This is a genomic window from Mammaliicoccus vitulinus, from assembly GCF_029024305.1.
GTDB lineage: Bacteria > Bacillota > Bacilli > Staphylococcales > Staphylococcaceae > Mammaliicoccus > Mammaliicoccus vitulinus.
In genome coordinates, this window is the sequence record NZ_CP118974.1 from 1,207,551 (window position 1) to 1,231,079 (window position 23,529).

The window sequence follows — 23,529 nt, forward strand, 5'->3', positions numbered from 1 at the left end:
TTGTCGGCAGTTTTTGTTTATTTCATGATTTTTACTGGTTGTGGTTTTTTAATTTTAGGTAATATCTTTTCAATAGGGACATTACTCGTTAAAGCTGAATCTGGTACATTTGTAGGATCATAGTTCTTAATATAATCGATCACTTCTTTAACGATTAGTGTAGGCGTTGATGCGCCAGCTGTTACAGCTACGCTCTCAACATCTTGCAACCATTCTAGCTTTAGTTCGCTCAAGTCAGAAATTCTATAAGCATTCGTATGGGCGATTTCTTTTGAAACTTGTGCTAGCCTATTAGAGTTATTGCTTTTAGGATCACCTACAACAATGAGTAAGTCTGCTTGCTGAGCTTGGTTAGCGACTGCTTCTTGTCTTACTTGTGTTGCTAAACATATTTCTTCATGAACTTCTATATGAGGATATTTAATTTTTAATTCGTCTATTAAATGTTTTACATCCCACTGTGACATCGTCGTTTGATTCGTTACGATGAGCTTTTTATCTTTAATATGTTCTGGTAGTGCTTCAATGTCATCTAATGTTTGGACGAGGTGAACAATATCAGGGGCTACTCCAACTGCGCCTTCTGGTTCAGGATGTCCTTTTTTACCAATATAAATAACATTGTAACCTTTCTCTTTAACTTCTCGTATTAGTTGATGTGTATTGTCTACATCTGGACATGTAGCATCTATACAAACAAGTCCTTTTTCTTTAGCACGTTTTTTGACTTCAGGTGAAACACCGTGTGCAGTAAAAATTACTGTGCCTTCGTCAATTTGTTCTAAAATTTTTAATCTGTTAGGGCCATCTAAAGTAATGATTCCGTCTGATTCAAACGCATCCGTTACATGTTTATTATGAACAATCATGCCAAGTATATAAATAGGTCTAGGAAGTGATTTGTCTAATGAAGCATTTCTAGCAATTACCATTGCATCAACAACACCGTAACAATAACCTCTTGGGGTAATTTTTATAATTTCCATTAATTGCCCTCCTTATTTATAACCATTATAACAACACTCAAGAATGAATGAAACTAAATAAAAATTCGAAATAATTCTTTAAGCCTATCATAAAGTGCTTATATACTATATAATATATGAAGTGAAAAAGAAACGAGGAGGGTCGCTTATGTCTAAGCATCCGTTTGAACATTTTCAATTAGGAAATGAATTAGTAGAGGCGGTTAAAGATTTAAATTTTAATCAGCCAACAGAAGTACAACGACGTGTAATACCGAAGATTATAAAAGGGTCCAATATAATCGGACAATCTCAGACTGGTACTGGTAAGTCACATGCATTTTTATTACCATTATTCGATAAAATAAATGTTGATATAAAAGAACCACAAATCATTATTTTAGCGCCTACGAGAGAGTTAGCTAAACAATTATATGATGCCGCATCACATTTAGCACAGTTTAAAAAAGGTGTTAAAGTCAGTTTATATATTGGTGGTACAGATAAATCAAGAGATATTGATAAATCTAAAAACACACCGCAAGTAGTTGTGGGTACACCGAATAGAATTGATGACATGGCTGTAGAAAGAGCATTAGACTTACATTTAGCTAAGTATGTTGTCATTGATGAAGCAGATTTAATGATCGATTTAGGATTCATGCCTAAAGTTGATAGTGTTGCGAGTAGATTAGATGGAAATGCACAAATCTCTGTATTTAGTGCAACGATTCCTAAAGCTTTACATCCGTTCTTAAATAAATATTTAAGTAATCCGGAATTTGTTGAAATTGAAATAGCAACTTCTAACAAAGATAATATTGATTTCTACTTAATACCTACTAAAGGTGAAGAGAAAGAAGCAAAAATCTTAAAAGTTATGAAAGTGATTAATCCTTATTTAGCAATTATATTCGCTAACAGCCGTGATAGAGCTGATGAGTTAGTAGCTCATTTATCAAAAGAAGGATATAAAGTTGGCGTTATCCATGGAGGATTAACACCGAGAGAAAGAACGCAACAAATGAAGCGTGTTAAACAATTAGACTTTGAATTTGTTGTGGCAAGTGATTTAGCATCACGCGGTATTGATATTGAAGGTGTTAGTCATGTGATTAACTATGACTTGCCTAAAGAAATTGATTTCTTTACGCATAGAGTTGGTAGAACAGGTCGTGGTGATTATAAAGGCGTAGCGATTAGTTTATATACACCAGACGAAGATGATCTAATCACACAAATTGAGAAAAATAATTACAAATTTAATCATGTTGATATTAAAAATGGTGAATTCGTAGAAATTAAAGATCGTCAAAATAGAACAAGACGTGTTAAAAAAGAAGACAACATCGAGCAGACACTTAAGCAAAAACTTAAACGAAACAATAAAAATAAAGTTAAACCTGGTTACAAGAAGAAATTTAAACGCGAATTAGAAGATATGAAATTTAAAGAAAAGAAAGCACATTCTAAGAGGACTAAAAAACAAGGCAGAAAAGGATAGGTGTCATATATGTTAATCGGATCACACGTTTCAATGAGTGGTAAGAAGATGTTGCTTCAAGCAGCGGAAGAAGCAGCAAGTTATAATGCTTCAACATTTATGATTTATACTGGCGCACCACAAAACACAAGACGTAAAAGTATAGAAGATTTAAATATTGAAAATGGTCAAGCAGCAATGAAAGAATATGGTTTATCTAACATTGTTGTGCATGCACCGTATATTATCAATATTGCGAATACAACTAAACCCGAAGTTTTTAATTTAGGTGTTGAATTTTTACAATCTGAAATTGAACGTACTGAAGCTTTAGGTGCTAAAGATATAGTACTTCATCCAGGTGCTCACGTTGGTGCTGGCGAAGAAAAAGGTATTAAAAAAATTATTGAAGGCTTAAATGAAGTCTTAACGAATAATAACGATGTTCGTATAGCTCTAGAAACAATGGCAGGTAAAGGCTCTGAATGTGGTAAAACATTCGAAGAACTTGCACAAATCATTGATGGTGTAGACAATAACGAACGATTATCTGTTTGTTTTGATACTTGTCATGTAAACGATGCTGGTTATAACGTTAAAGAAGATTTTGATGGTGTGTTAAATGAATTTGATAAAATCGTAGGTATAGATAGAATAAAAGTACTTCACGTAAACGATAGTAAAAACCCACAAGGTGCAAGAAAAGATAGACATGAGAACATAGGTTTTGGCTCAATAGGATATGATGCCCTGCATTATATTGTAAATCATGAAGCGTTTAATGATGTTCCTAAAATATTAGAAACACCTTATGTAGGCGATGATAAAAAGAATAAAAAACCACCATATAAATATGAAATAGAAATGATTAAAAATGGAACGTTCGATCCAGACTTAAAAGATAAAATTTTTAATCAATAAATAATCATTAAGGAATGCTAAATATTTAGCATTCCTTTTTCTATTCGTAAACATTACTATTTACATTGAACAATTTTCGTTGTATAGTATTCTATTGACGAGGTGATGAACATGGAAAAAGAAGCACCAATTTTTGAATTAAAAGATATCAGTTATAGCTATCCAAATAAGTTAGCACTTAGCCATATTAATATACAAATTTATAAAGGTGATTTTCTAGCAATTGTAGGACCGAATGGTTCAGGAAAATCAACATTACTTAAATTAATTCTTGGACTGTTACCTTTACAAAAAGGTGATATATTCATTAGCGGTAAAAAAATCAATCAATATAAGTCTTGGGAAAAAATTAGTTACGTTTCTCAGAAATCAAATGCATTTAGCTCAGGATTTCCTGCTACAGTTAAAGAAGTTGTAATGAGTGGGTTAACTAAAAATAAAAGCTTATTTAAATGGTTTAATAAAGACGACGCTGCACAAGTAGATGAAATATTAGACAGACTCAATATAAGCGAACTTAAAAATGAAAATATAGCGCAATTATCAGGTGGTCAACAACAGAGAACATTTATAGCAAGAGCGCTAATCTCTAAACCGAGTATTTTAATACTAGATGAACCTACAGTAGGTATAGATGCAAGACATGTATCAGAATTTTATCAATTACTTACACAATTAAAACAAGAAGGCATTACAATCATTCTTGTAACACATGACATCGGAGTCGTTGCAGATACAGCAAGTAAAGTTGCATGTTTAAACCAACATATACACTTCCATGGAACAAGTGAATCGTTTAAATCGTTAGATGAAGTTTCAATATCTAAAATTTATGGACATCCAGTGCAATTTGTTGATCACCAACATAATCGTGATTGCTGTGTAAACGAGCAAGTGGAAGAACTTGCGAAATGATGGTCAAAGTGAAGGAGTTTTTAAATAATGATTGATGCGTTTTTAAATTTTGATTTTATAAGATACTCATTTATAAGTGGTGTCTTAGTTGGTTTTATCGCACCTTTAATAGGCGCGTTTATTGTAGTTAGAAGGTTATCGCTTATTGCAGATGCTTTAAGTCATGTTACTTTAGGTGGCATATCAATGGGATTATTCTTAATGAGTGTTAGCCCGTTATTTGCTTCAATTAATCCGATATGGTTTGGGATTATATTTTCAATAGCAGGTGCCTTACTCATTGAACAGTTGAGAACCGAGTATAAGCATTATCAAGAAATTGCGATTCCCATTATTATGAGTGGCGGTATTGGTGTTAGTGTTATCTTTATATCGCTAGCAAATGGTTTTAATCAAGATTTATTTGGTTATTTATTCGGCTCTATAAGTGCAGTGAATTTAAGTGATTTATTTACGATTATTGTGATTACAGTGATCGTGTTAATATTCGTCATGTTATTATATAAATCTCTTTTCGTATTGTCTTTTGATGAAGAATATTCTAAAGTAATCGGCATGCCGAAATGGATTCAATTATTATTTATCGTCATTGTTGCATTGGTTATTTCAGCATCAATGAGAGTTGTAGGAATATTGCTCGTAAGTAGTTTAATGACATTGCCAGTTGCTACAAGTATGAGACTTGCAAAAGGATTTAAGCAATTAATCGCATTGAGTATATTATTCGGTGAAATATCCGTCGTTGCTGGTCTAATACTTTCCTTCTATTTGAATATTTCACCAGGAGGTATTATAGTAGGATTATTGATTGTAGAATTACTTGCAAGTATTGCCTACAGCAAAGTATTGATTAAAAAAGGAGGCTATCATCTTGAAAGTAGAAGAAGCCATTCAAATATTGAAGAATGATGGTCATAAGTATACAAATAAACGCCGTGACATTATTTCTTTATTCGTTAACGAAGATAAATATATAACAGCTAAATATATACAAGAAGCTTTAAAAGATGATTACGCAGGTTTGTCATTCGATACAATTTATCGTAATTTATACTTATTTAAAGATTTAAATATAATTGAAAGTACTGAAATTGATGGTGAAATGAAATTTCGTATAGCATGTCAAAGTCATCACCATCATCATTTTATATGTGAATCATGTGGAACAACAAAAGTTATTGATTACTGTCCAATGGATTCAATAAAACAACAATTACCAAATGTAGAAATAGCAGCACATAAACTAGAAGTATATGGTAAGTGTGAAAAGTGTAAAACAGTATAATATAAAAGAGCAGCAATTCAATTTAAACAATGAATTGCTGCTCTTTTTATGTTTGAACTTTGTTTTTATAAACGATTAAGTAATGGTGATACTTCGTGCCAAGTTTTTATTCTGTAAATACCTGGTTGAAGCTCTTTTTGGTTATATGGTGTATCGAATAAAAAGACAGGTATGTTGAGATGATGGTTGATATCTTCAGCATTATCTAATTTATCTTCGAAAAATACGTCTATATTTTGTTTCTTTGTAACTTCTAATTTATTATGACTACCTGTTAATGTAATTTGATCAAATGGTATGTTATGCATATTGAACCATTCTTTCGTTATATCTTCTAAATGACTATGCCTTGCACTTATATAACATAGTTCATAATCATTTTTTAGCTGGTTTAAAATATCTTTTGCGCCTTCTGCAACTGGAGAGTTTTGATAAATATGAGATTCATTAGTTTTAAACCAATTGAGCATGACTTCTTCTTCGCAGTTTAATACATTCGCTAAATTATACTCGGTTATATCTTCATATTTTAATTGTTGATTAAAGTCTTTTTGTAAATAGGGTACAAATGTTTTAGGACATGTTACAGTCCCGTCAATATCTATACCTAGTCTTGGCTTTTGGTTCATAAAAAATCACCTTTATATGTTATTTAATGAAAGGCACAATAATTAGTAATTATTGTGCCTTTTTATATTTTATGCTTTTTGAGTTGTTATATTTTGTTCCATCTCTAAAGCGAGCTTATCAATTTCTTTTTTTAATTCATCTACCATTGTTTCTTCTGGTACTTTGCGAACAGTTTTACCTTTCATAAATAAAAGGCCTTCTCCTCGTGCGCCTGCAATACCTATATCCGCTTCTCTTGCTTCTCCTGGACCATTTACTGCACATCCAAGAACTGCTACTTTCAACGGTACTTGAAGGTTAGAAATGTAATCTTCAACTTCATTAGCAATAGATATTAAATCAATTTCAATTCTACCGCAAGTAGGGCAAGCAATCAATGTAGCAGCGTTACTAGCTAAACCGAATGCTTTAAGCAATGATTTTGCGACTTTAATTTCTTCAACGGGATCGGCCGATAAAGAAATACGGCATGTATTACCTAAACCTAAACTTAGAATGGCTCCTAAGCCTGCTGAAGATTTAACTGTACCGTTAAACAACGTACCACTTTCTGTTATACCGAGATGTAATGGATAATTAAAAGCTTGCGCTGCTTTCGTATAAGCTTCTATCGCGAGATTAACATCACTTGCTTTCATTGAAACAATAATATCATGAAAATCTAAATCTTCTAGTATTTTAATATGATGTAATGCACTTTCTACCATACCATCTGCAGTAGGGTAACCATATTTTTTTATGATATGTTTTTCTAATGAGCCGGCATTTACACCAATTCTAATAGGAATACCTTTTTCTTTACACGCTTTAACAACCGCTTCGACTTTTTCACGTCTACCGATATTTCCTGGATTAATTCGAATCTTATCTGCGCCATTTTCAATAGCAATTAAAGCGAGCTTATAGTTAAAATGAATATCTACAACTAAAGGAATATTTATTTGAGCTTTAATGTCTTTAATTGCATATGCATCTTCTTCATTTGGACAAGCAACACGAACTATTTGGCAACCTGCTTCTTCTAAGCGTTTAATTTCAGCTACTGTCGCTTTGACATCATGTGTTTTTGTAGTCGTCATACTTTGGATAACGACTTCATCTGAACCGCCAATCGTTAAGTTCCCAACTTTAACAGGTCTAGTGTTAGTACGATGAATGATTTCTGACATGATAAGACTCCTTTGTTTATATTTGCTTATAATTTTACATTAGCATGTTTCTTTCCGTTTGGTAAGTTAAATGCCATAACGAGAATACCAATAATAATTATACACCATGAAACAAACATTAATAAAGTATTCGACGCAACTATTCCTAATAATAGGACTAAAGTCGGAAGCGTTATGACAAATGTCATCATTTTAAACCATGTCATATAACGTGATTTTTTTCGGATTAAAATGCTGAATAAATGACCAGCTAATGACAATATACTTATTTTTAAAGATAGACTTATAAATTGGATGAACAAAAGAAATAAAACAATCATGCTTAAATAGAAGTACTTTGAATCATTAATCGTATCAATAAATCGAATTAAATCATCTTGATCCGTGACAACAGTCGATAATGAGCCATAACTGATTTCTGTATAATCATTGTAATTAGATATTTCAATGTGGTCAGGCTTAAATACGACGAGATGATTATCCTTCATATTAAATTGAGGAGATTCAGTGAAGACAATCGATTGTGTATCGTTTAACTTGATTGTTTTATTAGATGATAAAATCATTTTGTTGTTGTCTATTTTAAATTTAGGTATTTCATCTACTTCATTATCTACAAGGGTAGATAAGTTTTGCGTGATTTGTATGTATTGAACTGTATTAGGAAGTATTAAAATGAAACTTAATAATAATATATGTAGAAAGATGTATCTTAACTTTGTTATTCTGAACATTGGATATTTGCTAGGGTGCTTGAATAGCCTTTTTAGTTCCTTTGCGTACTGCATAATTTCACCTCTTCTTGTTTCAATAATAATGATAAAAAAACAGAGTTGCAAGGCGATAAATAAGAAAATTAATTTTTTTGAATATTATTTAAACAAATTGTTTGTTATAAAACTTTAATCTTGATAAGATAAGTATGTAAAACAAATGAGGAGGATGATTTTTTATGGCTTTTGAATTACCAAAATTACCATATGCGTATGACGCATTAGAACCACACATCGATAAAGAAACTATGGAGATTCACCATACGAAACACCATAACACTTATGTAACAAAATTAAATGACGCAGTTAAAGGTACAGATTTAGAAAGTAAATCTATTGAAGATATCATTAAAAATTTAAATTCTGTTCCTGAAAATATTCGTACTGCAGTTCAAAACAATGGTGGCGGACATTATAACCACTCATTATTCTGGGAACTATTAACACCAAATGCTTCTGAACCTTCAGGAGAAGTTGTGGATGCAATTAGTTCTACATTCGGTTCATTAGACAAATTCAAAGAAGAATTTGCAGCTGCAGCAGCTGGCCGTTTCGGTTCAGGTTGGGCATGGTTAGTTGTAGATAACGGTGAATTAGCGATCGTTTCAACTCCAAACCAAGATAACCCTATTTCAGAAGGTAAACTTCCAGTATTAGGCTTAGATGTTTGGGAACATGCTTACTACTTAAACTATCAAAATAGACGTCCAGATTACATTAATGCATTCTGGAATGTTGTAAATTGGGATAAAGTAAACGAATTATATCAAGCAGCAAAATAATTCGTCTTTTGATTTGGATGGCTTCTTTTTATAGAAGTCATCTTTTTTTATAAAAATTTACCTTTATCAATAGCAATGTAAGTCATAATCATATATGATAAAATTATTATAATAGAGTTAAAAAGGTAGGTTTAGTTGTTGAAACGAGTAAAAAAGAAATCTAAAGAAGAAGCATTTCGCCTTTTAATGAATAAACGTGTAAGCCTAATATTAGCAGTTGTAGTCATCTTATTTTCTGTGCTTATAATGCGACTAGGCTACTTGCAAATAGTTAAAGGCGGAGAATATAAACGGACAATAGATAGTACTGAATCAATTACAGTAAACGAGTCAGTGCCGAGAGGCCGTATTTATGATAGAAACGGCAAGGTTTTAGTAGATAATGAATCTAGAAAAGCTATTACATATACAAGAGATAGGAGAACAAGTCAGGATGACATTTTAAAAATCGCTGAAAAACTATCTCATTTAATGAAAATGGACACATCTAATATTACAGATAGAGATAAACAAGATTTTTGGATTTTAAGAAATCAAGATGAAGTTCAAAAGTTAATGAAAGATGAACAAGCTTTATTCTCAGATGGGAATATAAGCCAAGAAGATTATGATGAAGCATTATATAAAAAAGTGACTTCTAAATACACAAATACTTTATCGAAAAATGATTTGCAGATTTTAGCGATTTTCAGAGAAATGAATGCAGGTTCTCAACTTAGCCCGGTAGTTATTAAAAATGAAGGTGTTAAAAACGACGAGTATGCAGCTGTTTCGCAACACTTATCAGAATTACCTGGCGTTAACACAACGATGGACTGGGAAAGACGCTATCCATACGGAGAAACTTTAAGAACATTATTTGGTAATGTATCAAGCAAAGAAGAAGGATTACCGAAAGAACTTGTTAATGATTATTTAACTAAGGGCTATTCAAGAAATGATAGAGTAGGTAAATCATACTTAGAATATCAATACGAAGATATATTAAAAGGTTCTAAGAAAAAAATGAAATACGTGACAGATAAGTCAGGTAAAATAACAAGCTCAGAAGTCATTTCTGAAGGTTCAAGAGGTAATGATCTCGTATTAACAATAGATATAGAATTACAGAAAAAAGTTGAAGAATATGTCGATAAGCATATCGAGTCATTACGCGATAAAGGCGCGAAAGATATGGATAGAGTCATGGTTGTTGTTCAAGACCCTAGAAATGGTGATGTTTTAGCAATGGCAGGTCGTGATATCGATGAAAACGGTAAAATCACAGATAATCATATTGGGAACTTTACAAGTCAATATACAGTAGGTTCTTCTGTCAAAGGTGCTACATTACTCGCTGGTTATCAAAATGGCGTACTTGATGTTGGAGATACGATGGTCGATGAACCACTAAAATTCAACGGTGGATTAACGAAGCGTTCTTATTTCAACCAAGATGGTAAAAAAACAATCACTGATGCCGAAGCATTAATGCACTCATCAAACGTATTCATGTATAAAACAGCGCTTTTATTAGCAGATTCACCATATAGAAGTGGCATGTCATTGCCATCAGATGTTGAACAAGCAGGTATTAAATTACGCAAAGGTTTAAATCAAGTAGGATTAGGTGTAAAAACTGGTATTGACTTGCCAAACGAGTCTGCAGGTCAAATAGAACCCATTAAAGATAATCCAGGTAACTATATTGATTTAGCAATAGGACAATTTGATACTTATACGCCAATACAACTTTCACAATATGTAGCAACAATTGCTAATGATGGATATAGATTGAAACCACATTTAGCAAAAGAAATTAGAAATTCTACTAACGAAGACGCACTTGGACCTATTAAAAAATCATTTAAAGGCGAAGTGATGAACAAAGTTAACAATAGTGATAAGGAAATTAAACAAGTTCAAAAAGGTTTCGATATGGCATTCAATAAAGAAGAAGGAACGGGTTATTCAAGCTTTAATGATACAGTTGTTAGATCAGCAGGTAAAACAGGTACAGCTGAAGTATTTAAAGACGGAAAACCAAAAGTAAATTCAACTTATATTGGGTATGCACCAGCTAAAAACCCTGAATTGTCATTTTCTATTACTTATACGAACCAACCAGTACCAGAACCGTGGTTACCAGGTGGAGATTTAGGTAGAGATATCATAAACTACTATTTTAAAGATAGAAAGTAATTGAAAATAAAGCATCATGAGATAGACATGAACATCCTAGATTAATATAAAAGAGCGTAAATTCTTATTTTCGAAGAATTTACGCTCTTTTTAGTTTGTTTGGTAAGTCTTGCAACATACGGACCTTCTATGTTGCTTGTTTGATCAGTCTTGCAACATACGGGCCTTCTATGTTGCTTGTTTGGCGAGTCTTGCAACATACGGGCCTTCTATGTTGCTTGTTTGGCAAGTCTTGCAACATACAGACCTTCTATGTTGCTTGTTTGGTAAGTCTTGCAACATACAGGCCTTCTATGTTGCTTGTTTGATCAGTCTTGCAACATACAGACCTTCTATGTTGCTTGTTTGATTAGTCTTGCAACATATAGCATGTACTTAAAAGAACAAACGAAAACATATGACACTACTTACAAATATCAGTAATGTGATATGTTTTTTTATTTTGAGTGGATCATGATATCTCCATAGTATACATACGTTTCACTCTTATTCCACTTGTATTTGTCCTCACGATTTTGTGAAGTGCTGACGTCCGGGGGAATAGTATGCGAGAGAGACTACAGGCTCGAACCATATTCATAAGGCAAGCATGCACAAACAAAATCGTAAGATTTTAAAATAAAAAAATATTTGTCATATCATCCGATTAAATAGAGAGGGCATGTCAAAATATTGATCGATTAAAATTAAAAACGTTTTCATCAAATGTTAACACAAAATTTACATTCAATTTATTTGTGCTTAATAAAGAAAATGTAAAGTAAAGGTGTAATAAAGATTAAGGCGTTATTAATTAGGAGGATTTAACATGAAAAAGTGGCAATTAATTGGGTCAACAACAGCATTGAGTTCAGCACTTCTATTAGGAGCTTGTGGTGGAGCAGCTGAAAAATCTAGTGCAGGGGATACTAAATCTTCAGATGATAATAAATTAAGTGGCGAAGTAAAAGGTGATGGCTCATCTACAGTCGCGCCAGTAATGGAAAAAATAAACGAAGACTTCTCAGCAGAACAACCTGATGTATCAGTATCAATCGGTGTTTCGGGAACTGGTGGAGGATTTGAAAAATTCATAGCGGGTGAAACTGATTTCGCAAATGCTTCTAGAGATATTAAAGATGAAGAAAAAGATAAATTGAAAAAAGAAAAAGTTGAATACACTGAGTTTAAAGTTGCTCAAGATGGTTTAACAGTAGCAGTTAATAAAGATAATGACTTTGTTGAAGAACTAAGTATGGAAGAATTAGCAAAAATATATAGCGGGAAAGCTAAAACATGGAAAGATGTTAATTCAGAATTTCCTGATAAGAAAATCAAAGCATTTTCACCAGACCAATCTCACGGGACATACGATTTCTTTAGTGAAGAAGTTTTAGATGAAAAAGATCTGGAATCAGAAAAAAATGCTGACACAAACGTAATTGTTAAATCAGTTCAAGATAACAAAGATTCAATTGGCTTCTTTGGCTACAACTTCTACCAAGAAAATAAAGATACATTGAAAGCAGTGAAAATCAAAGGTGATGAAGGTAAAGCGGTAGAACCTACTGATGAATCTGTTAATGATGGAACTTATCCTTTAAGTAGACCACTGTTCGTTTACGCGAAGAATAAATCACTTGAAGATAACGATGCATTCTACGGCTTTATGGAGTATGTTATTGACAACTCAGCAGATGCAGCGAAAGATGCAGGTTATGTTCCATTAAAAGATGAAGAATATAAAAAAGACAAAGAAACTTTAGAAAAATTTAAAAAATAATCATTAAAAAAATCATTAATAAATCAATGCAAAGGGCGTACATATGTCGCCCTTTTTCAAAATGAAGGAGTTATTTTTATGGAAGAACAAACTTCAGTGCAGGAACTTATTAAACGAAATAATAACAATAAAGGAAAGGTTTTTGCTGACAAAGCAGTTCCAATTATTTTATTATTAATAGCTTCAGTTTCTGTACTAACAACAATCGGGATATTATTTACACTTATTACTGAAACAGTAACGTTTTTCACGAGAGTGAATCCATTTGAATTTTTATTCACTAAAGAATGGGCACCCTTTTCTTCTGATCCACAATACGGAATATTTGCGCTTATATTAGGTACTTTAAAAGTAACGGCTGTAGCAACGGTATTTGCAGTACCTGTTGGACTAGGCGCTGCACTTTACTTAAGTGAATATGCGTCTGATAGATCAAGAAGAATGATTAAACCAGTATTAGAAATATTGGCAGGTATTCCTACAATTGTATATGGTTTCTTCGCGTTAACATTTGTTACACCTATATTAAGAGGAATATTCCCTGAATTAGGTAGCTTTAACTCAATTAGTCCCGGTTTAGTCGTGGGGGTCATGATTATTCCGATGATTACAAGTATGAGTGAGGATGCGATGAGTTCAGTGCCAGAATCGATTAAAGAAGGTGCACTTGGTTTAGGTGCAACGAAATTTGAACTAGCAACTAAAATTGTCTTTCCAGCAGCATTATCGGGAATTATTGCGTCGATTGTATTAGCTGTATCAAGAGCAATTGGTGAAACGATGATTGTTTCATTAGCAGCTGGTAGTACGCCAGATGCAAGCTTTAGTTTAACAGGCTCAATTCAAACGATGACAGGATTTATCGTTCAAGTTGCTACTGGAGATGCAACTTATGGGTCAGATATTTATTACAGTATATACGCGGTAGGTTTCACATTGTTTATATTCACATTTATTATGAATATTATTTCTCAATGGGTTACTAAGCGCTTTAGAGAGGAGTACTAATATGTCAGAAGTAAATTTAGTTGATCAAACTGTTGTTCAAAAAAAATTACCCACAAGATTGTTAAAAAATAAAGTGATTAAATCAGTATTTTTTGTCTGTACATTAATTGGGTTAATTGTATTAGCTATATTGCTATTTGACATATTTAAAAAAGGTATTCCTTATTTAAGTACTGATTTCTTTAGTAATTTCTCTTCTACTTCACCTGAAAGAGCGGGTATTAAAGGTGCTTTAATTGGTACACTTTGGCTCATGATGACGATTGCTCCAATATCTATTATTTTAGGTGTCGGCACAGCAATCTATATGGTTGAATATGCAAAAGAAAATTGGTTCACAAAATTTATTAGAGTAAATATCTCAAACCTAGCCGGAGTACCGTCAGTAGTATTTGGTTTGTTAGGTTTAACGATATTTGTACGTGGAGCCGGGTTTGAAAGCTTATCACTAGGGAAAACGGTAATTGCAGCCGCATTAACGATGTCGCTTATGATTCTACCAATTATTATCGTAGCAAGCCAAGAAGCTATAAAAGCTGTACCATCTTCAATTAGAGAGGCTTCTTTAGGACTAGGTGGTACAAAATGGCAAACGATTAAAAATATTGTATTACCTGCATCTATCCCAGGTATTTTAACAGGTACAATACTTGCACTATCAAGAGCACTAGGTGAAACAGCACCATTAGTTGTAATTGGTATTCCTGCTATATTAATGAAAACGCCAAATAGTATCTTTGAATCATTTCAAGCGTTACCAATGCAAATATATAATTGGGCTAAATTGCCACAAGCTGAATTCCAATTTGTATCATCAGCTGCAATAATCGTTTTACTCGTAATATTAATTCTTATGAACTCCATTGCAATTTATATTAGAAATAAATATCAAAGAAAACTTTAAAATCAAAATGAAGAGGGGTCATTAAAATGACAGACGTAAAAATTAGAGATTTGTCTCAAAATATACCTTCAAATGACATGACATCAAGTAAAGAAATAGTAGTTGAAGATAAAAACATTGTATATAAAACAAATAATTTAGATTTATGGTATGGTGATTTCCATGCTTTGAGGAATATTAATCTTGATATCGCTGAAAACGAAGTGACAGCGATAATTGGTCCGTCAGGCTGTGGTAAATCAACTTATATTAAAACTTTAAATAGAATGATTGAATTAATTCCTAGTGTTAAAACATCTGGTGAAATTATTTATAGAGATCAAAATATTTTCGATAAAAAATATAGTGTTGAAGAGTTAAGAACGAATGTTGGTATGGTCTTCCAAAAACCAAACCCATTTCCTAAGTCTATTTATGACAATATCACTTATGGTCCTAGAATCCATGGTATTACTGATAAAAAAGTATTAGACGAAATCGTTGAACGTTCATTAAAAGGTGCAGCTATATGGGATGAGTGTAAAGATAGACTTGATAAAAATGCTTATGGACTATCTGGAGGACAACAACAAAGAGTTTGTATTGCCCGTTGTTTAGCAATAGAGCCAGATGTCATTTTAATGGATGAACCAACTTCAGCATTAGATCCTATTTCAACATTAAAAGTTGAAGAACTTGTTCAAGAATTGAAATCTAAATACTCTATTATTATTGTGACTCATAATATGCAACAAGCTGCTAGAATATCTGATAAAACGGCTTTCTTCTTAAATGGTTACGTAAACGAATTTGACCATACTGATAAAATTTTCTCTAACCCAACTGATAAGAAAACAGAAGATTATATTTCTGGGAGATTTGGTTAATATGGTTATAAGAGAAAAATACGAAGGTGAATTAAACACACTAATTGAAGATTTATTTAAATTGGGTAAAGAAGTTTATCAGATGATTGAACAGTCTGTTACAGTTTTAAGTGATGAAGATAAGACTAACGCTAGAAATTTAATCGCTTACGATAAGAAAATCAACCAAATGGAATATGATATTAACGAAAAAGTCGTTATGTTAATTACGAAGCAACAACCTATGGCTACTGATTTGCGTGTGATGATCTCAGCTTTAAAAATTGCTTCTGAATTAGAAAGAATGGCTGATAATTCAACTAATATTGCTCAAATTAGAAAAAGAGCTATCATAACGGATTATTTTATATTGATGAGATTAAAAACGATGGGTAAACTAGCGATGTTAATGCTGAGAGATTTAGAAACAGCAGTTAATAATAAGGATATATTGCTCATAAAAGAAATCATTGAACGTGATGACGACATTGATGATTTATATAGAGAGATTAGTAATACGACTTATTTAATAGACAATGATCCATTCATTTCAGGTCAAGCACATCTTGCTGCAAGATATTTAGAAAGAATTGGCGATCATATTACAAATATTAGTGAAAGCTGTTATTATTATATTACTGGCGAACACTATGAGCCAATTGAAAAATAATACTGGAATTATATAACCATAGATGGTATTATAATAAGGTCGTATATTAATTGAAATAAGAATAGGAGGGTTCATCATGCGCGTAAATGTAACTTTAGCATGTACTGATTGTGGTGAAAGAAACTACATCTCTAAAAAGAATAAACGTAATAACCCAGAGCGAATCGAAATGAAAAAATATTGTGCTCGTGACGGTAAACACACTCTTCATAGAGAAACAAAATAATAAAACGAATAAGAACACATTGCCAATTTTGGTAGTGTGTTTTTTATTTAACTTTAGAGGTCCTAACACTACCTATCACAGTATTTCTTGTGTTATCATTAAATGTATAAATGCTAGAAATGAAATAATAATTGGGAAGTGTTAAATTCATGACTATCAAGAAAAAATTGAGAAAAGAAATACTGGATTTGATGAGAAATCAACAAAAATCTCAGAAAGAGAATTATGATTTTAATTTACGAAAACAATTATTTGATCACGATAAATATAAAAATGCTAAATCAGTAGCTATTGTCATGAGCATGGATCATGAAGTAGATACATTGCCAATTATAGAGAAGTTATTACAAGATAATAAAAAAGTATATGTGCCTACAACAAACTACAGTACAAAAATTATGAAATTTCAGCAATTAACGGATTTAGAATCTATTGCTCTAGACGAAAAGGGCATTAAATATATTGATAAGCAAACTGAAATAAGTGACGATATTGATTTGATCATTGTACCTGGCGTTGTATTTAGTGAAGACGGTTATAGAATTGGCTATGGTGGAGGCTATTATGATAAATACTTATCTGAATACAAAGGAAGCACGCTTAGCCTAGTATATCCATTTCAAATTAAATCGTTTGATACAGAAGAGCATGATGTACCCGTTGAAGAAATTATATTACCAAATGTTATTTATGGAGAAGAATAAATGGATAAAATAAAACAAATGTGGAAGTCGATTTATTATTTAGTATATACAGAAGGATTTAATATTTTATCAATTGATGAAGAAGATTCAGAAGTTTGGTTAACACATGAATCTAAAAAAGTCGTAAAACGCTTTATACATAAAGCACCTACACATCAAGAAGTAGATTTTGACTTTGAAAAAACAACAGACCATTTAAGTAGTTTGATTGATAGTATAGGATTTAGCTTTGAACAATTGGACACATATTATTTAACGGATAAAGATATAGATTTCACAGAGTTTAATCATTATAAGCGTCCTAAAATTAGATATTATGCTTTAAGCAGTGTGGAAGATTTCGAGAAAGTATCCAGCCATATCATTACAAAACAACAAATTAAACGTTCTAAAACAACAGCTGTAACGACATATAAGAACAAGTTGCTAAATGCGAGTTTTATTGATAGTTTTATGCTAAAATTTTCACCAGTTACATATTTTTTAGTAGCGATCAACGTGATTGTCTGGCTATCACTAGTATTAATATTTAATCAAGTTGCGCAAATTAATCTAGTAGATTACGGTGGACTCGTACATTTTAACGTTGTACACGGTGAGTGGTATAGGTTATTAACATCTATGTTCTTGCATGCCGATTTCACACATTTGATCATGAATGTATTTTCACTTATTATATTTGGTAAGTTAATTGAAGGTGCATTAGGTTCAATCAAGATGTTTATAATATATCTTGTCTCTGGTCTATTTGCTGGATTAGTATCATTAAGTATTGATACTGTATCTATTTCTATTGGTGCAAGTGGTGCTATATTTGGACTGATTGGTGCATTCATCGTCTACTTATTTACGAGAAAGAATATCAATAAACAATTTGTATTACAAACATTTATAGGTATTGCGATTATTTCTTTATTAGCATTATTTATAAGCAACGTGAACCATTTTGCCCACTTAGGAGGATTTATTGGTGGTGCTATCCTTATGTATATCATATATAAATGGATGGAGCATGATAAATTCAAAATGCATTATATTATTGCTTTTATCGTATTAATCATTATTCTAGTATTCATTATTTTTAGCAGACAGCAGCATTATATATATGATGAATTAACTAAAGAAGCGATGAATAATGGTGATTTTAATAGTGCGGAAACAATGATTAAGCAAATAAAAGAAAAAAACTTCGAATCTGATGAAACATATATATTAAGTGGATTGATTGTAGCAAATAATACGTCATTGGATGAAGCTATTTTAGAGTGGGAGAGAGGTTTAAAGATTTTCCCTCAATCTCCCAAGCTCAATTATCAATTAGCTTTAGGTTATAGAGCCAAAGACGATTACGATAAAGCAAATAAATTTATTAATCAATCAATAAAGCAAGATAAAAATAATGAACATTATAAAGCTTTAAAAAAAGAAATAACTGCATTTAGGAGTTAATAAATGGAAAACTTATATGATGTACAACAATTATTAAAAAAGTTTGGATATATCATCTATTTTAAAAATGAAGAAGATCGATTAGAAATGATGGAGCAAGAAATTAAGTCAATGTATCAATCTATGCTTATTGATAAAGACACATTTTTACAAGCAAGACTCATTATTAACCAGAGAAGGATTGAGAAAAAATGACACATATTTTATCAGCAGATATTGGTGGAACAACATGTAAATTAGGAATATTTGATAAAACTTTAAATATTGAAGAAAAATGGGAAATTTCCACTAATAAAACTGGCGAAGGTATTTTAGAAAATATTTACGATTCGTTTGTAGTACATATGAACCGTAAAAATATTGATATGGAAAATATAATTGGAATGGGCATCGGTGTTCCTGGCCCAATCGATTTTGAAAATGGTATTGTTCATGGTGCAGTTAATTTAAATTGGACGGGTAATATCGAAGTAAGAAAACATATGCAACAGTATTTCAATGGACCTATTTACGTAGATAATGACGCGAATGTGGCAACTTTAGGTGAGAAATTTAAAGGTGCTGGAAGAAATGAAAGTGATGTTGTATGTATAACACTTGGCACTGGTGTAGGCGGTGGAATTGTTTCCAACAGTGAATTGATTCACGGTCATAATGGCTCTGGCGCTGAGATAGGACACTTCTTAGTAGATCAGAATAAAAGGTTCCAATGTAACTGCGGTATGAAAGGCTGTTTAGAAACGGTCGCATCTGCTACAGGCGTTATTAATTTAGTTCATCATTTTTATCCAAATATTAATATGAAGTCTAATATTCATGACCTCATTGCAAGCAAAAATGTTACGGCTAAAGACGTGTTTGATGCAGCGAAATCAGGAGATGAATTCAGCTTATTTATCATTGATAAAGTTGCAGGTTACATAGCTTATGCAGCAAGTGTCATTAGTGTTATGACTAATCCGAAGTACATCATAATCGGTGGAGGCGTTAGTAAGGCTGGAGATATCTTACTTAAGTTCATAAAAAAACATTTTGAAAAAATGACTTTTAGACCTGCACAAGAAGATACGCATATTGAAGTTGCTCAATTAGGCAATGATGCAGGTATTATTGGTGCAGCAGGCCTCATTAAAACTTATGTATTAGAAAAGGAGAATCAATAATGGCTATAGTAGACGTTGTTGTCATACCAGTAGGTACAGAAGGACCGAGTGTAAGTGAATATATTGCAGATATCCAATTAATTTTAGAAAAGCATAAAGAAACAGGAAAAATTGATTTTCAACTAACACCTATGAATACTTTAATTGAAGGCGATTTAAAGGATTTATTTGAAGTGATTCAAGAAATCCATGAAAGTCCTTTTAATAAAGGTTTAGATAGAGTGTGCACGAACATTAGGATTGATGATAGAAGAGACAAATCTAGAAAAATGAATGAAAAGTTAGAATCAGTAAACAAACATTTAAACAAATAAAAAAAGACGAGTGAAAACTCGTCTTTTCTTTAATGATGTAAGATTGGATAACCGTAAGTAAATATTGTAGCTAATGAGAAAAAGCCAAATGATACTACAGTTATTGCACCAAAAAGAATGCCCAAAATATTTTTGTTTTTGAATGCTGAAATCAAACCAAATATTGCAAGAATAAAAACAGCTAGCATTAATAAAGAAAAAATATTAACACCGATATGGATTTTTACTCCAAATAACTCAAATAATTCCCCTGTGTCGATAAATGGCATTCCAATACCCCCAATACAAATTTCTTTTATTATCATATTAATTGTATAATTAATATGCGGTTTTGTCGAGATACTTTTTAAAAAAGAGGAGGAAATAAAATGAAAGTACATAGCTATTCTTTAGGCATTGTTGAAACAAATTGTTATATTATCGAAGGTGATGAAGAACTTTTAGTAATTGACCCAGGTGATAATGGTCAATTTATAAATGAACGTATAAAGAAATTTAATAAAAAGTTGAGTGGTATCTTACTGACACATGCTCATTTTGATCATATAGGTGGTGTAGATGATGTCGTTAACGCTCACGGTGTAGACGTTTATGTACACAAAGAAGAGAAATCTTGGTTAACGGATACTGTGAAAAATGGTTCTAAAAAGTTTGAAGCTTATCAGTTACCTCCAGTTGTGCAGCACACGATACCTTTAGTTATAGGTGAAGGTCAACATAAAATTGGTGAGTTTGAGTTTGAGGCATTACATACGCCTGGTCATTCTCCAGGAAGCTTATCGTTTGTTTTTGGTGACTTTGCTGTTGTTGGAGATACTTTGTTTAAAGGCGGCATCGGTAGAACGGATTTATACAAGGGTGATACTGAAACGTTAATGAGCTCTATTGAAGATAAATTACTAGAATTAGATCCTAATACGACAATCTTTCCGGGACATGGACCCGAATCAACGATATCTGAAGAAGAAATGACGAATCCTTATTTAAATGGTTTTAACTAAATAAAAAAGCATTACACTAAATGTGTAATGCTTTTTTTAATGATGACCGAAACTTGGCTCTAATAAGAATGTTGAATAGTATGTAAATCCTACAAAACATAATACTAAATAAAGAGCGAATATATACATATACATTCTTTCAGTTAATTTTAAGTATCCCAACAATACGAAAAATCCAGTTTGAGCTACAAAGAAATACGCCATCATGTCCATTCCTCCGACATAAAACATTGTAGCAAATATAGCAGTCCAGAAGCCTAGAGTTTTATAAACTTTATCCATCTTCTTAAGAACCCCCTCTGTGTTTACTTTCTTATTCATTTCTAATTATAAAGTTACTGCATACAAAAGTAAATAGCATTTTGATGCAAAATATAAACAATCAAGTAAGTAATGACGGATATTGAAAGCGTTTATATATAATAGGAAGAGATTATGGAGAAATTATTTAAATCAATTATCGAAGACGCTATAAAATCAAATGTAAGCGATATTCATTTCATACCTGTAATAGACGATAAGATTGTTGTTCAGATGAGATTTAATGGTGACAACAAAGACTATGATTTATCGCTAGATGCTAAATTGTATAACAGATTGCTAATCTATATGAAATTTATTTCTCACTTAGACGTAAGTGAGAGAAACAAAGCACAAAGTGGTCAGTATATTTATGAACATGTTATGAATTATTATTTAAGAATTTCGACGATACCAATTAGTTTAGGGATAGAATCATGTGCAATCAGGATAACACCTCAATATTTTATTGAAAGTGATGCAAATAGGCTTAATTCAGATTTTATAGAAATTAGAAATAAGATGTATCAATCTGAAGGTTTATTTCTATTTACTGGGCCTACAGGATCTGGTAAGACAACTTTAATGTATGAATTAATGTATGACTTAAAGAAAGAAAAGAATAAACATATTATTACGATTGAGGATCCTGTGGAACAAACATTAAATGGCGTTGTACAAGTTTCTGTTAATGAAAGAGCGAATATATCTTATCAACAGTCATTTAAAGCAATTTTAAGATGTGATCCTGATGTTATTATGATAGGTGAAATAAGAGATGAAGAAACTGCTAAGCAAGTTATACAAGCAAGTTTAAGTGGGCATCTTGTGCTTTCAACTATGCATGCTAAAGATAATATCGGTGCAATACATAGATTAATTGAATTAGGCATAACTGTAGAACAAATTAAGCAAGGCATATCGTGTATTGCAAATCAGCGATTAGTTAAGCAAGATGAATCAAGTCGCTGTCGAAAAATGAGTTACATGTTTAGTGAACATATCATTCAATATATGGTGCGTGATTATCATGAATAAAGGCTGTATCTTAAAAAAAGATAAAGTATTATATTTAGTTAGGCTTTCAGATATGTTAAAACAAGGTTTTACCTTGATGGAAGCCATTCAATTATTAACAGATCAATTCCTGCAGTTTTCTAAACAAAAATTAACAACGAAAGTAATTGAACTAGTAAAAGATACCGGGCAATTGCACGAAGTTTTGAAAGTTTTGAATTATCCTCAAGTAATCATTACTCAAATTTATTTTGGAGAAAACTACGGAAACTTAATTGAAACAATCGATCATTCTATTTTATATTTAAAGAAAATAGAGCATGTAAAAGAAAGATTTATTAAAACGATACAATATCCTGCATTATTACTTTGTATATTCTTCATGCTTTTAGCTGCAGTAAACCAGACTATTATTCCTCAATTCAGTGAAATATATGAATCTATGAACGTAGAAATTTCCACCTCATTAAAAGTAATTACGACAATCTTTTCCTATTTGCCTACTACAATTTTCACGATATTTTTAAGCTTAATATTGATAAACCTTTTACTATATATGAATTATATGGGTAAAGATGTTTCCAAAAGAATCGTGTTTTTTAAGAGAATACCTTTTATTAATAAATACATTTCTATGTATCATTCATACCGTATTGCTAGAGACTTTTCATTTTTTATACAAAATGGCGTAACGCTTAATACAATTATTGAAATTTACATGTTACAAACTAAAGATGACTTTTTAAAATATATTGGTCTCTCAATCAATAATGCTATGAGAAAAGGGGAAACATTTCCTAATGCAATAAAACAATTAGGATGTTTCGACGAGCATTTAATTCATTATATTAAACACGGCGAAAACAAATCTAAATTAGATCTGGAATTGCATTATTTTAGCGTATTCATGTTAGATAAATTAGAAAAGACTTTTGTTAAACATTTGAAATGGATACAACCTATTGTATTTGGGATTTTAGCATTACTAATTGTAACACTGTACTTAATTATTATTTTGCCGATGCTACAAATGGTTGAAGGCATAAAATGAAAGGATGTTAT

27 protein-coding genes are annotated in these 23,529 nt (G+C 31.7%); 21 read left to right on the forward strand and 6 right to left on the reverse strand.

Annotation, left to right across the window (positions count from 1 at the left end; all coding sequences use genetic code 11):
- Positions 1 to 17: 17 nt before the first annotated feature.
- Positions 18 to 986: a 4-hydroxy-3-methylbut-2-enyl diphosphate reductase gene (locus PYW35_RS06100; protein ID WP_016910881.1), complete on the reverse strand. Its 969-nt coding sequence runs from the start codon at positions 984 to 986 to the stop codon at positions 18 to 20.
- A 148-nt stretch (positions 987 to 1,134) separates the two neighbouring features.
- Here PYW35_RS06100 and PYW35_RS06105 point away from each other — a divergent pair, with 148 nt between their 5' ends.
- From PYW35_RS06105 to PYW35_RS06125, 5 genes are all read left to right on the forward strand, one after another.
- Positions 1,135 to 2,469, forward strand: a complete 1,335-nt coding sequence (locus PYW35_RS06105; protein ID WP_103323168.1) for a DEAD/DEAH box helicase — start codon at positions 1,135 to 1,137, stop codon at positions 2,467 to 2,469.
- 9 nt (positions 2,470 to 2,478) lie between these two features.
- Positions 2,479 to 3,369: a deoxyribonuclease IV gene (locus tag PYW35_RS06110; protein WP_103323167.1), complete on the forward strand. Its 891-nt coding sequence runs from the start codon at positions 2,479 to 2,481 to the stop codon at positions 3,367 to 3,369.
- A gap of 111 nt (positions 3,370 to 3,480) precedes the next feature.
- On the forward strand, positions 3,481 to 4,284 hold the full coding sequence (locus tag PYW35_RS06115) for a metal ABC transporter ATP-binding protein (RefSeq protein ID WP_016910884.1): 804 nt from the start codon (positions 3,481 to 3,483) through the stop codon (positions 4,282 to 4,284).
- Positions 4,285 to 4,311: 27 nt separating this feature from the next.
- A complete protein-coding gene (locus tag PYW35_RS06120) occupies positions 4,312 to 5,193 on the forward strand; it encodes a metal ABC transporter permease (RefSeq protein WP_016910885.1) in 882 nt (293 codons plus the stop codon).
- The gene (locus PYW35_RS06125; protein WP_016910886.1) at positions 5,156 to 5,569 is read left to right on the forward strand and encodes a Fur family transcriptional regulator; all 414 of its coding nucleotides are present in this window, start codon (positions 5,156 to 5,158) and stop codon (positions 5,567 to 5,569) included. Before PYW35_RS06120 ends, PYW35_RS06125 begins: the two co-directional genes overlap by 38 nt.
- A 65-nt stretch (positions 5,570 to 5,634) precedes the next feature.
- On the opposite strand, the gene PYW35_RS06130 is transcribed toward PYW35_RS06125, so the two are convergent.
- From PYW35_RS06130 to PYW35_RS06140, 3 genes are all read right to left on the reverse strand, one after another.
- Positions 5,635 to 6,198 carry a 5' nucleotidase, NT5C type gene (locus PYW35_RS06130; protein ID WP_016910887.1) on the reverse strand — a complete coding sequence of 188 codons (564 nt, stop codon included), beginning with the start codon at positions 6,196 to 6,198 and terminating at the stop codon, positions 5,635 to 5,637.
- A 69-nt stretch (positions 6,199 to 6,267) separates the two neighbouring features.
- Positions 6,268 to 7,368 (reverse strand): flavodoxin-dependent (E)-4-hydroxy-3-methylbut-2-enyl-diphosphate synthase, encoded by a 1,101-nt coding sequence (gene ispG, locus PYW35_RS06135; protein WP_103323166.1) that lies wholly within the window; start codon positions 7,366 to 7,368, stop codon positions 6,268 to 6,270.
- Between the two features lie 26 nt (positions 7,369 to 7,394).
- The gene (locus PYW35_RS06140; RefSeq protein ID WP_103323165.1) at positions 7,395 to 8,156 is read right to left on the reverse strand and encodes a DUF1189 family protein; all 762 of its coding nucleotides are present in this window, start codon (positions 8,154 to 8,156) and stop codon (positions 7,395 to 7,397) included.
- Between the two features lie 164 nt (positions 8,157 to 8,320).
- Here PYW35_RS06140 and PYW35_RS06145 point away from each other — a divergent pair, with 164 nt between their 5' ends.
- The 13 genes from PYW35_RS06145 to PYW35_RS06205 all read left to right on the forward strand — a co-directional run bounded on the left by PYW35_RS06145 (position 8,321) and on the right by PYW35_RS06205 (position 20,149).
- Positions 8,321 to 8,923 carry a superoxide dismutase gene (locus tag PYW35_RS06145; protein ID WP_016910890.1) on the forward strand — a complete coding sequence of 201 codons (603 nt, stop codon included), beginning with the start codon at positions 8,321 to 8,323 and terminating at the stop codon, positions 8,921 to 8,923.
- A gap of 135 nt (positions 8,924 to 9,058) precedes the next feature.
- The gene (locus PYW35_RS06150; protein WP_026023170.1) at positions 9,059 to 11,104 is read left to right on the forward strand and encodes a peptidoglycan D,D-transpeptidase FtsI family protein; all 2,046 of its coding nucleotides are present in this window, start codon (positions 9,059 to 9,061) and stop codon (positions 11,102 to 11,104) included.
- 808 nt (positions 11,105 to 11,912) lie between these two features.
- Positions 11,913 to 12,866, forward strand: a complete 954-nt coding sequence (locus PYW35_RS06155; RefSeq protein WP_103323164.1) for a PstS family phosphate ABC transporter substrate-binding protein — start codon at positions 11,913 to 11,915, stop codon at positions 12,864 to 12,866.
- A 78-nt stretch (positions 12,867 to 12,944) separates the two neighbouring features.
- On the forward strand, positions 12,945 to 13,874 hold the full coding sequence (gene pstC / locus PYW35_RS06160) for a phosphate ABC transporter permease subunit PstC (protein ID WP_103323163.1): 930 nt from the start codon (positions 12,945 to 12,947) through the stop codon (positions 13,872 to 13,874).
- Between the two features lies 1 nt (position 13,875).
- Complete coding sequence (gene pstA, locus PYW35_RS06165; RefSeq protein WP_016911876.1) at positions 13,876 to 14,778, forward strand: phosphate ABC transporter permease PstA; 903 nt, start codon at positions 13,876 to 13,878, stop codon at positions 14,776 to 14,778.
- A gap of 77 nt (positions 14,779 to 14,855) precedes the next feature.
- Complete coding sequence (gene pstB / locus PYW35_RS06170) at positions 14,856 to 15,644, forward strand: phosphate ABC transporter ATP-binding protein PstB (RefSeq protein WP_103323126.1); 789 nt, start codon at positions 14,856 to 14,858, stop codon at positions 15,642 to 15,644.
- A gap of 1 nt (position 15,645) precedes the next feature.
- Entirely contained in the window at positions 15,646 to 16,293 is a 648-nt protein-coding gene (gene phoU, locus PYW35_RS06175) for a phosphate signaling complex protein PhoU (RefSeq protein WP_016911878.1), read from the forward strand.
- Positions 16,294 to 16,369: 76 nt separating this feature from the next.
- Positions 16,370 to 16,519: a 50S ribosomal protein L33 gene (gene rpmG, locus PYW35_RS06180; RefSeq protein ID WP_016911879.1), complete on the forward strand. Its 150-nt coding sequence runs from the start codon at positions 16,370 to 16,372 to the stop codon at positions 16,517 to 16,519.
- A 149-nt stretch (positions 16,520 to 16,668) separates the two neighbouring features.
- On the forward strand, positions 16,669 to 17,223 hold the full coding sequence (locus PYW35_RS06185; RefSeq protein ID WP_103323127.1) for a 5-formyltetrahydrofolate cyclo-ligase: 555 nt from the start codon (positions 16,669 to 16,671) through the stop codon (positions 17,221 to 17,223).
- A complete protein-coding gene (locus PYW35_RS06190) occupies positions 17,224 to 18,672 on the forward strand; it encodes a rhomboid family intramembrane serine protease (protein ID WP_103323128.1) in 1,449 nt (482 codons plus the stop codon).
- A 3-nt stretch (positions 18,673 to 18,675) separates the two neighbouring features.
- Positions 18,676 to 18,867 (forward strand): YqgQ family protein, encoded by a 192-nt coding sequence (locus PYW35_RS06195; protein WP_016911882.1) that lies wholly within the window; start codon positions 18,676 to 18,678, stop codon positions 18,865 to 18,867.
- Entirely contained in the window at positions 18,864 to 19,835 is a 972-nt protein-coding gene (locus PYW35_RS06200) for an ROK family glucokinase (RefSeq protein ID WP_016911883.1), read from the forward strand. The genes PYW35_RS06195 and PYW35_RS06200 overlap by 4 nt, the downstream gene beginning before the upstream one ends.
- Complete coding sequence (locus tag PYW35_RS06205; RefSeq protein ID WP_016911884.1) at positions 19,835 to 20,149, forward strand: MTH1187 family thiamine-binding protein; 315 nt, start codon at positions 19,835 to 19,837, stop codon at positions 20,147 to 20,149. The genes PYW35_RS06200 and PYW35_RS06205 overlap by 1 nt, the downstream gene beginning before the upstream one ends.
- A 29-nt stretch (positions 20,150 to 20,178) precedes the next feature.
- On the opposite strand, the gene PYW35_RS06210 is transcribed toward PYW35_RS06205, so the two are convergent.
- Positions 20,179 to 20,418 carry a DUF2759 domain-containing protein gene (locus PYW35_RS06210; protein WP_016911885.1) on the reverse strand — a complete coding sequence of 80 codons (240 nt, stop codon included), beginning with the start codon at positions 20,416 to 20,418 and terminating at the stop codon, positions 20,179 to 20,181.
- A gap of 99 nt (positions 20,419 to 20,517) precedes the next feature.
- Here PYW35_RS06210 and PYW35_RS06215 point away from each other — a divergent pair, with 99 nt between their 5' ends.
- A complete protein-coding gene (locus tag PYW35_RS06215) occupies positions 20,518 to 21,150 on the forward strand; it encodes an MBL fold metallo-hydrolase (protein WP_016911886.1) in 633 nt (210 codons plus the stop codon).
- 36 nt (positions 21,151 to 21,186) lie between these two features.
- On the opposite strand, the gene PYW35_RS06220 is transcribed toward PYW35_RS06215, so the two are convergent.
- Complete coding sequence (locus tag PYW35_RS06220; RefSeq protein ID WP_016911887.1) at positions 21,187 to 21,432, reverse strand: DUF2626 family protein; 246 nt, start codon at positions 21,430 to 21,432, stop codon at positions 21,187 to 21,189.
- Between the two features lie 153 nt (positions 21,433 to 21,585).
- On the opposite strand from PYW35_RS06220, the gene comGA reads away from it, so the two are divergent.
- Together comGA and comGB are read left to right on the forward strand one after the other, a co-directional pair.
- On the forward strand, positions 21,586 to 22,488 hold the full coding sequence (gene comGA / locus PYW35_RS06225; protein ID WP_103323129.1) for a competence type IV pilus ATPase ComGA: 903 nt from the start codon (positions 21,586 to 21,588) through the stop codon (positions 22,486 to 22,488).
- On the forward strand, positions 22,481 to 23,518 hold the full coding sequence (gene comGB / locus PYW35_RS06230; RefSeq protein ID WP_204107810.1) for a competence type IV pilus assembly protein ComGB: 1,038 nt from the start codon (positions 22,481 to 22,483) through the stop codon (positions 23,516 to 23,518). The genes comGA and comGB overlap by 8 nt, the downstream gene beginning before the upstream one ends.
- Positions 23,519 to 23,529 lie beyond the last annotated feature (11 nt).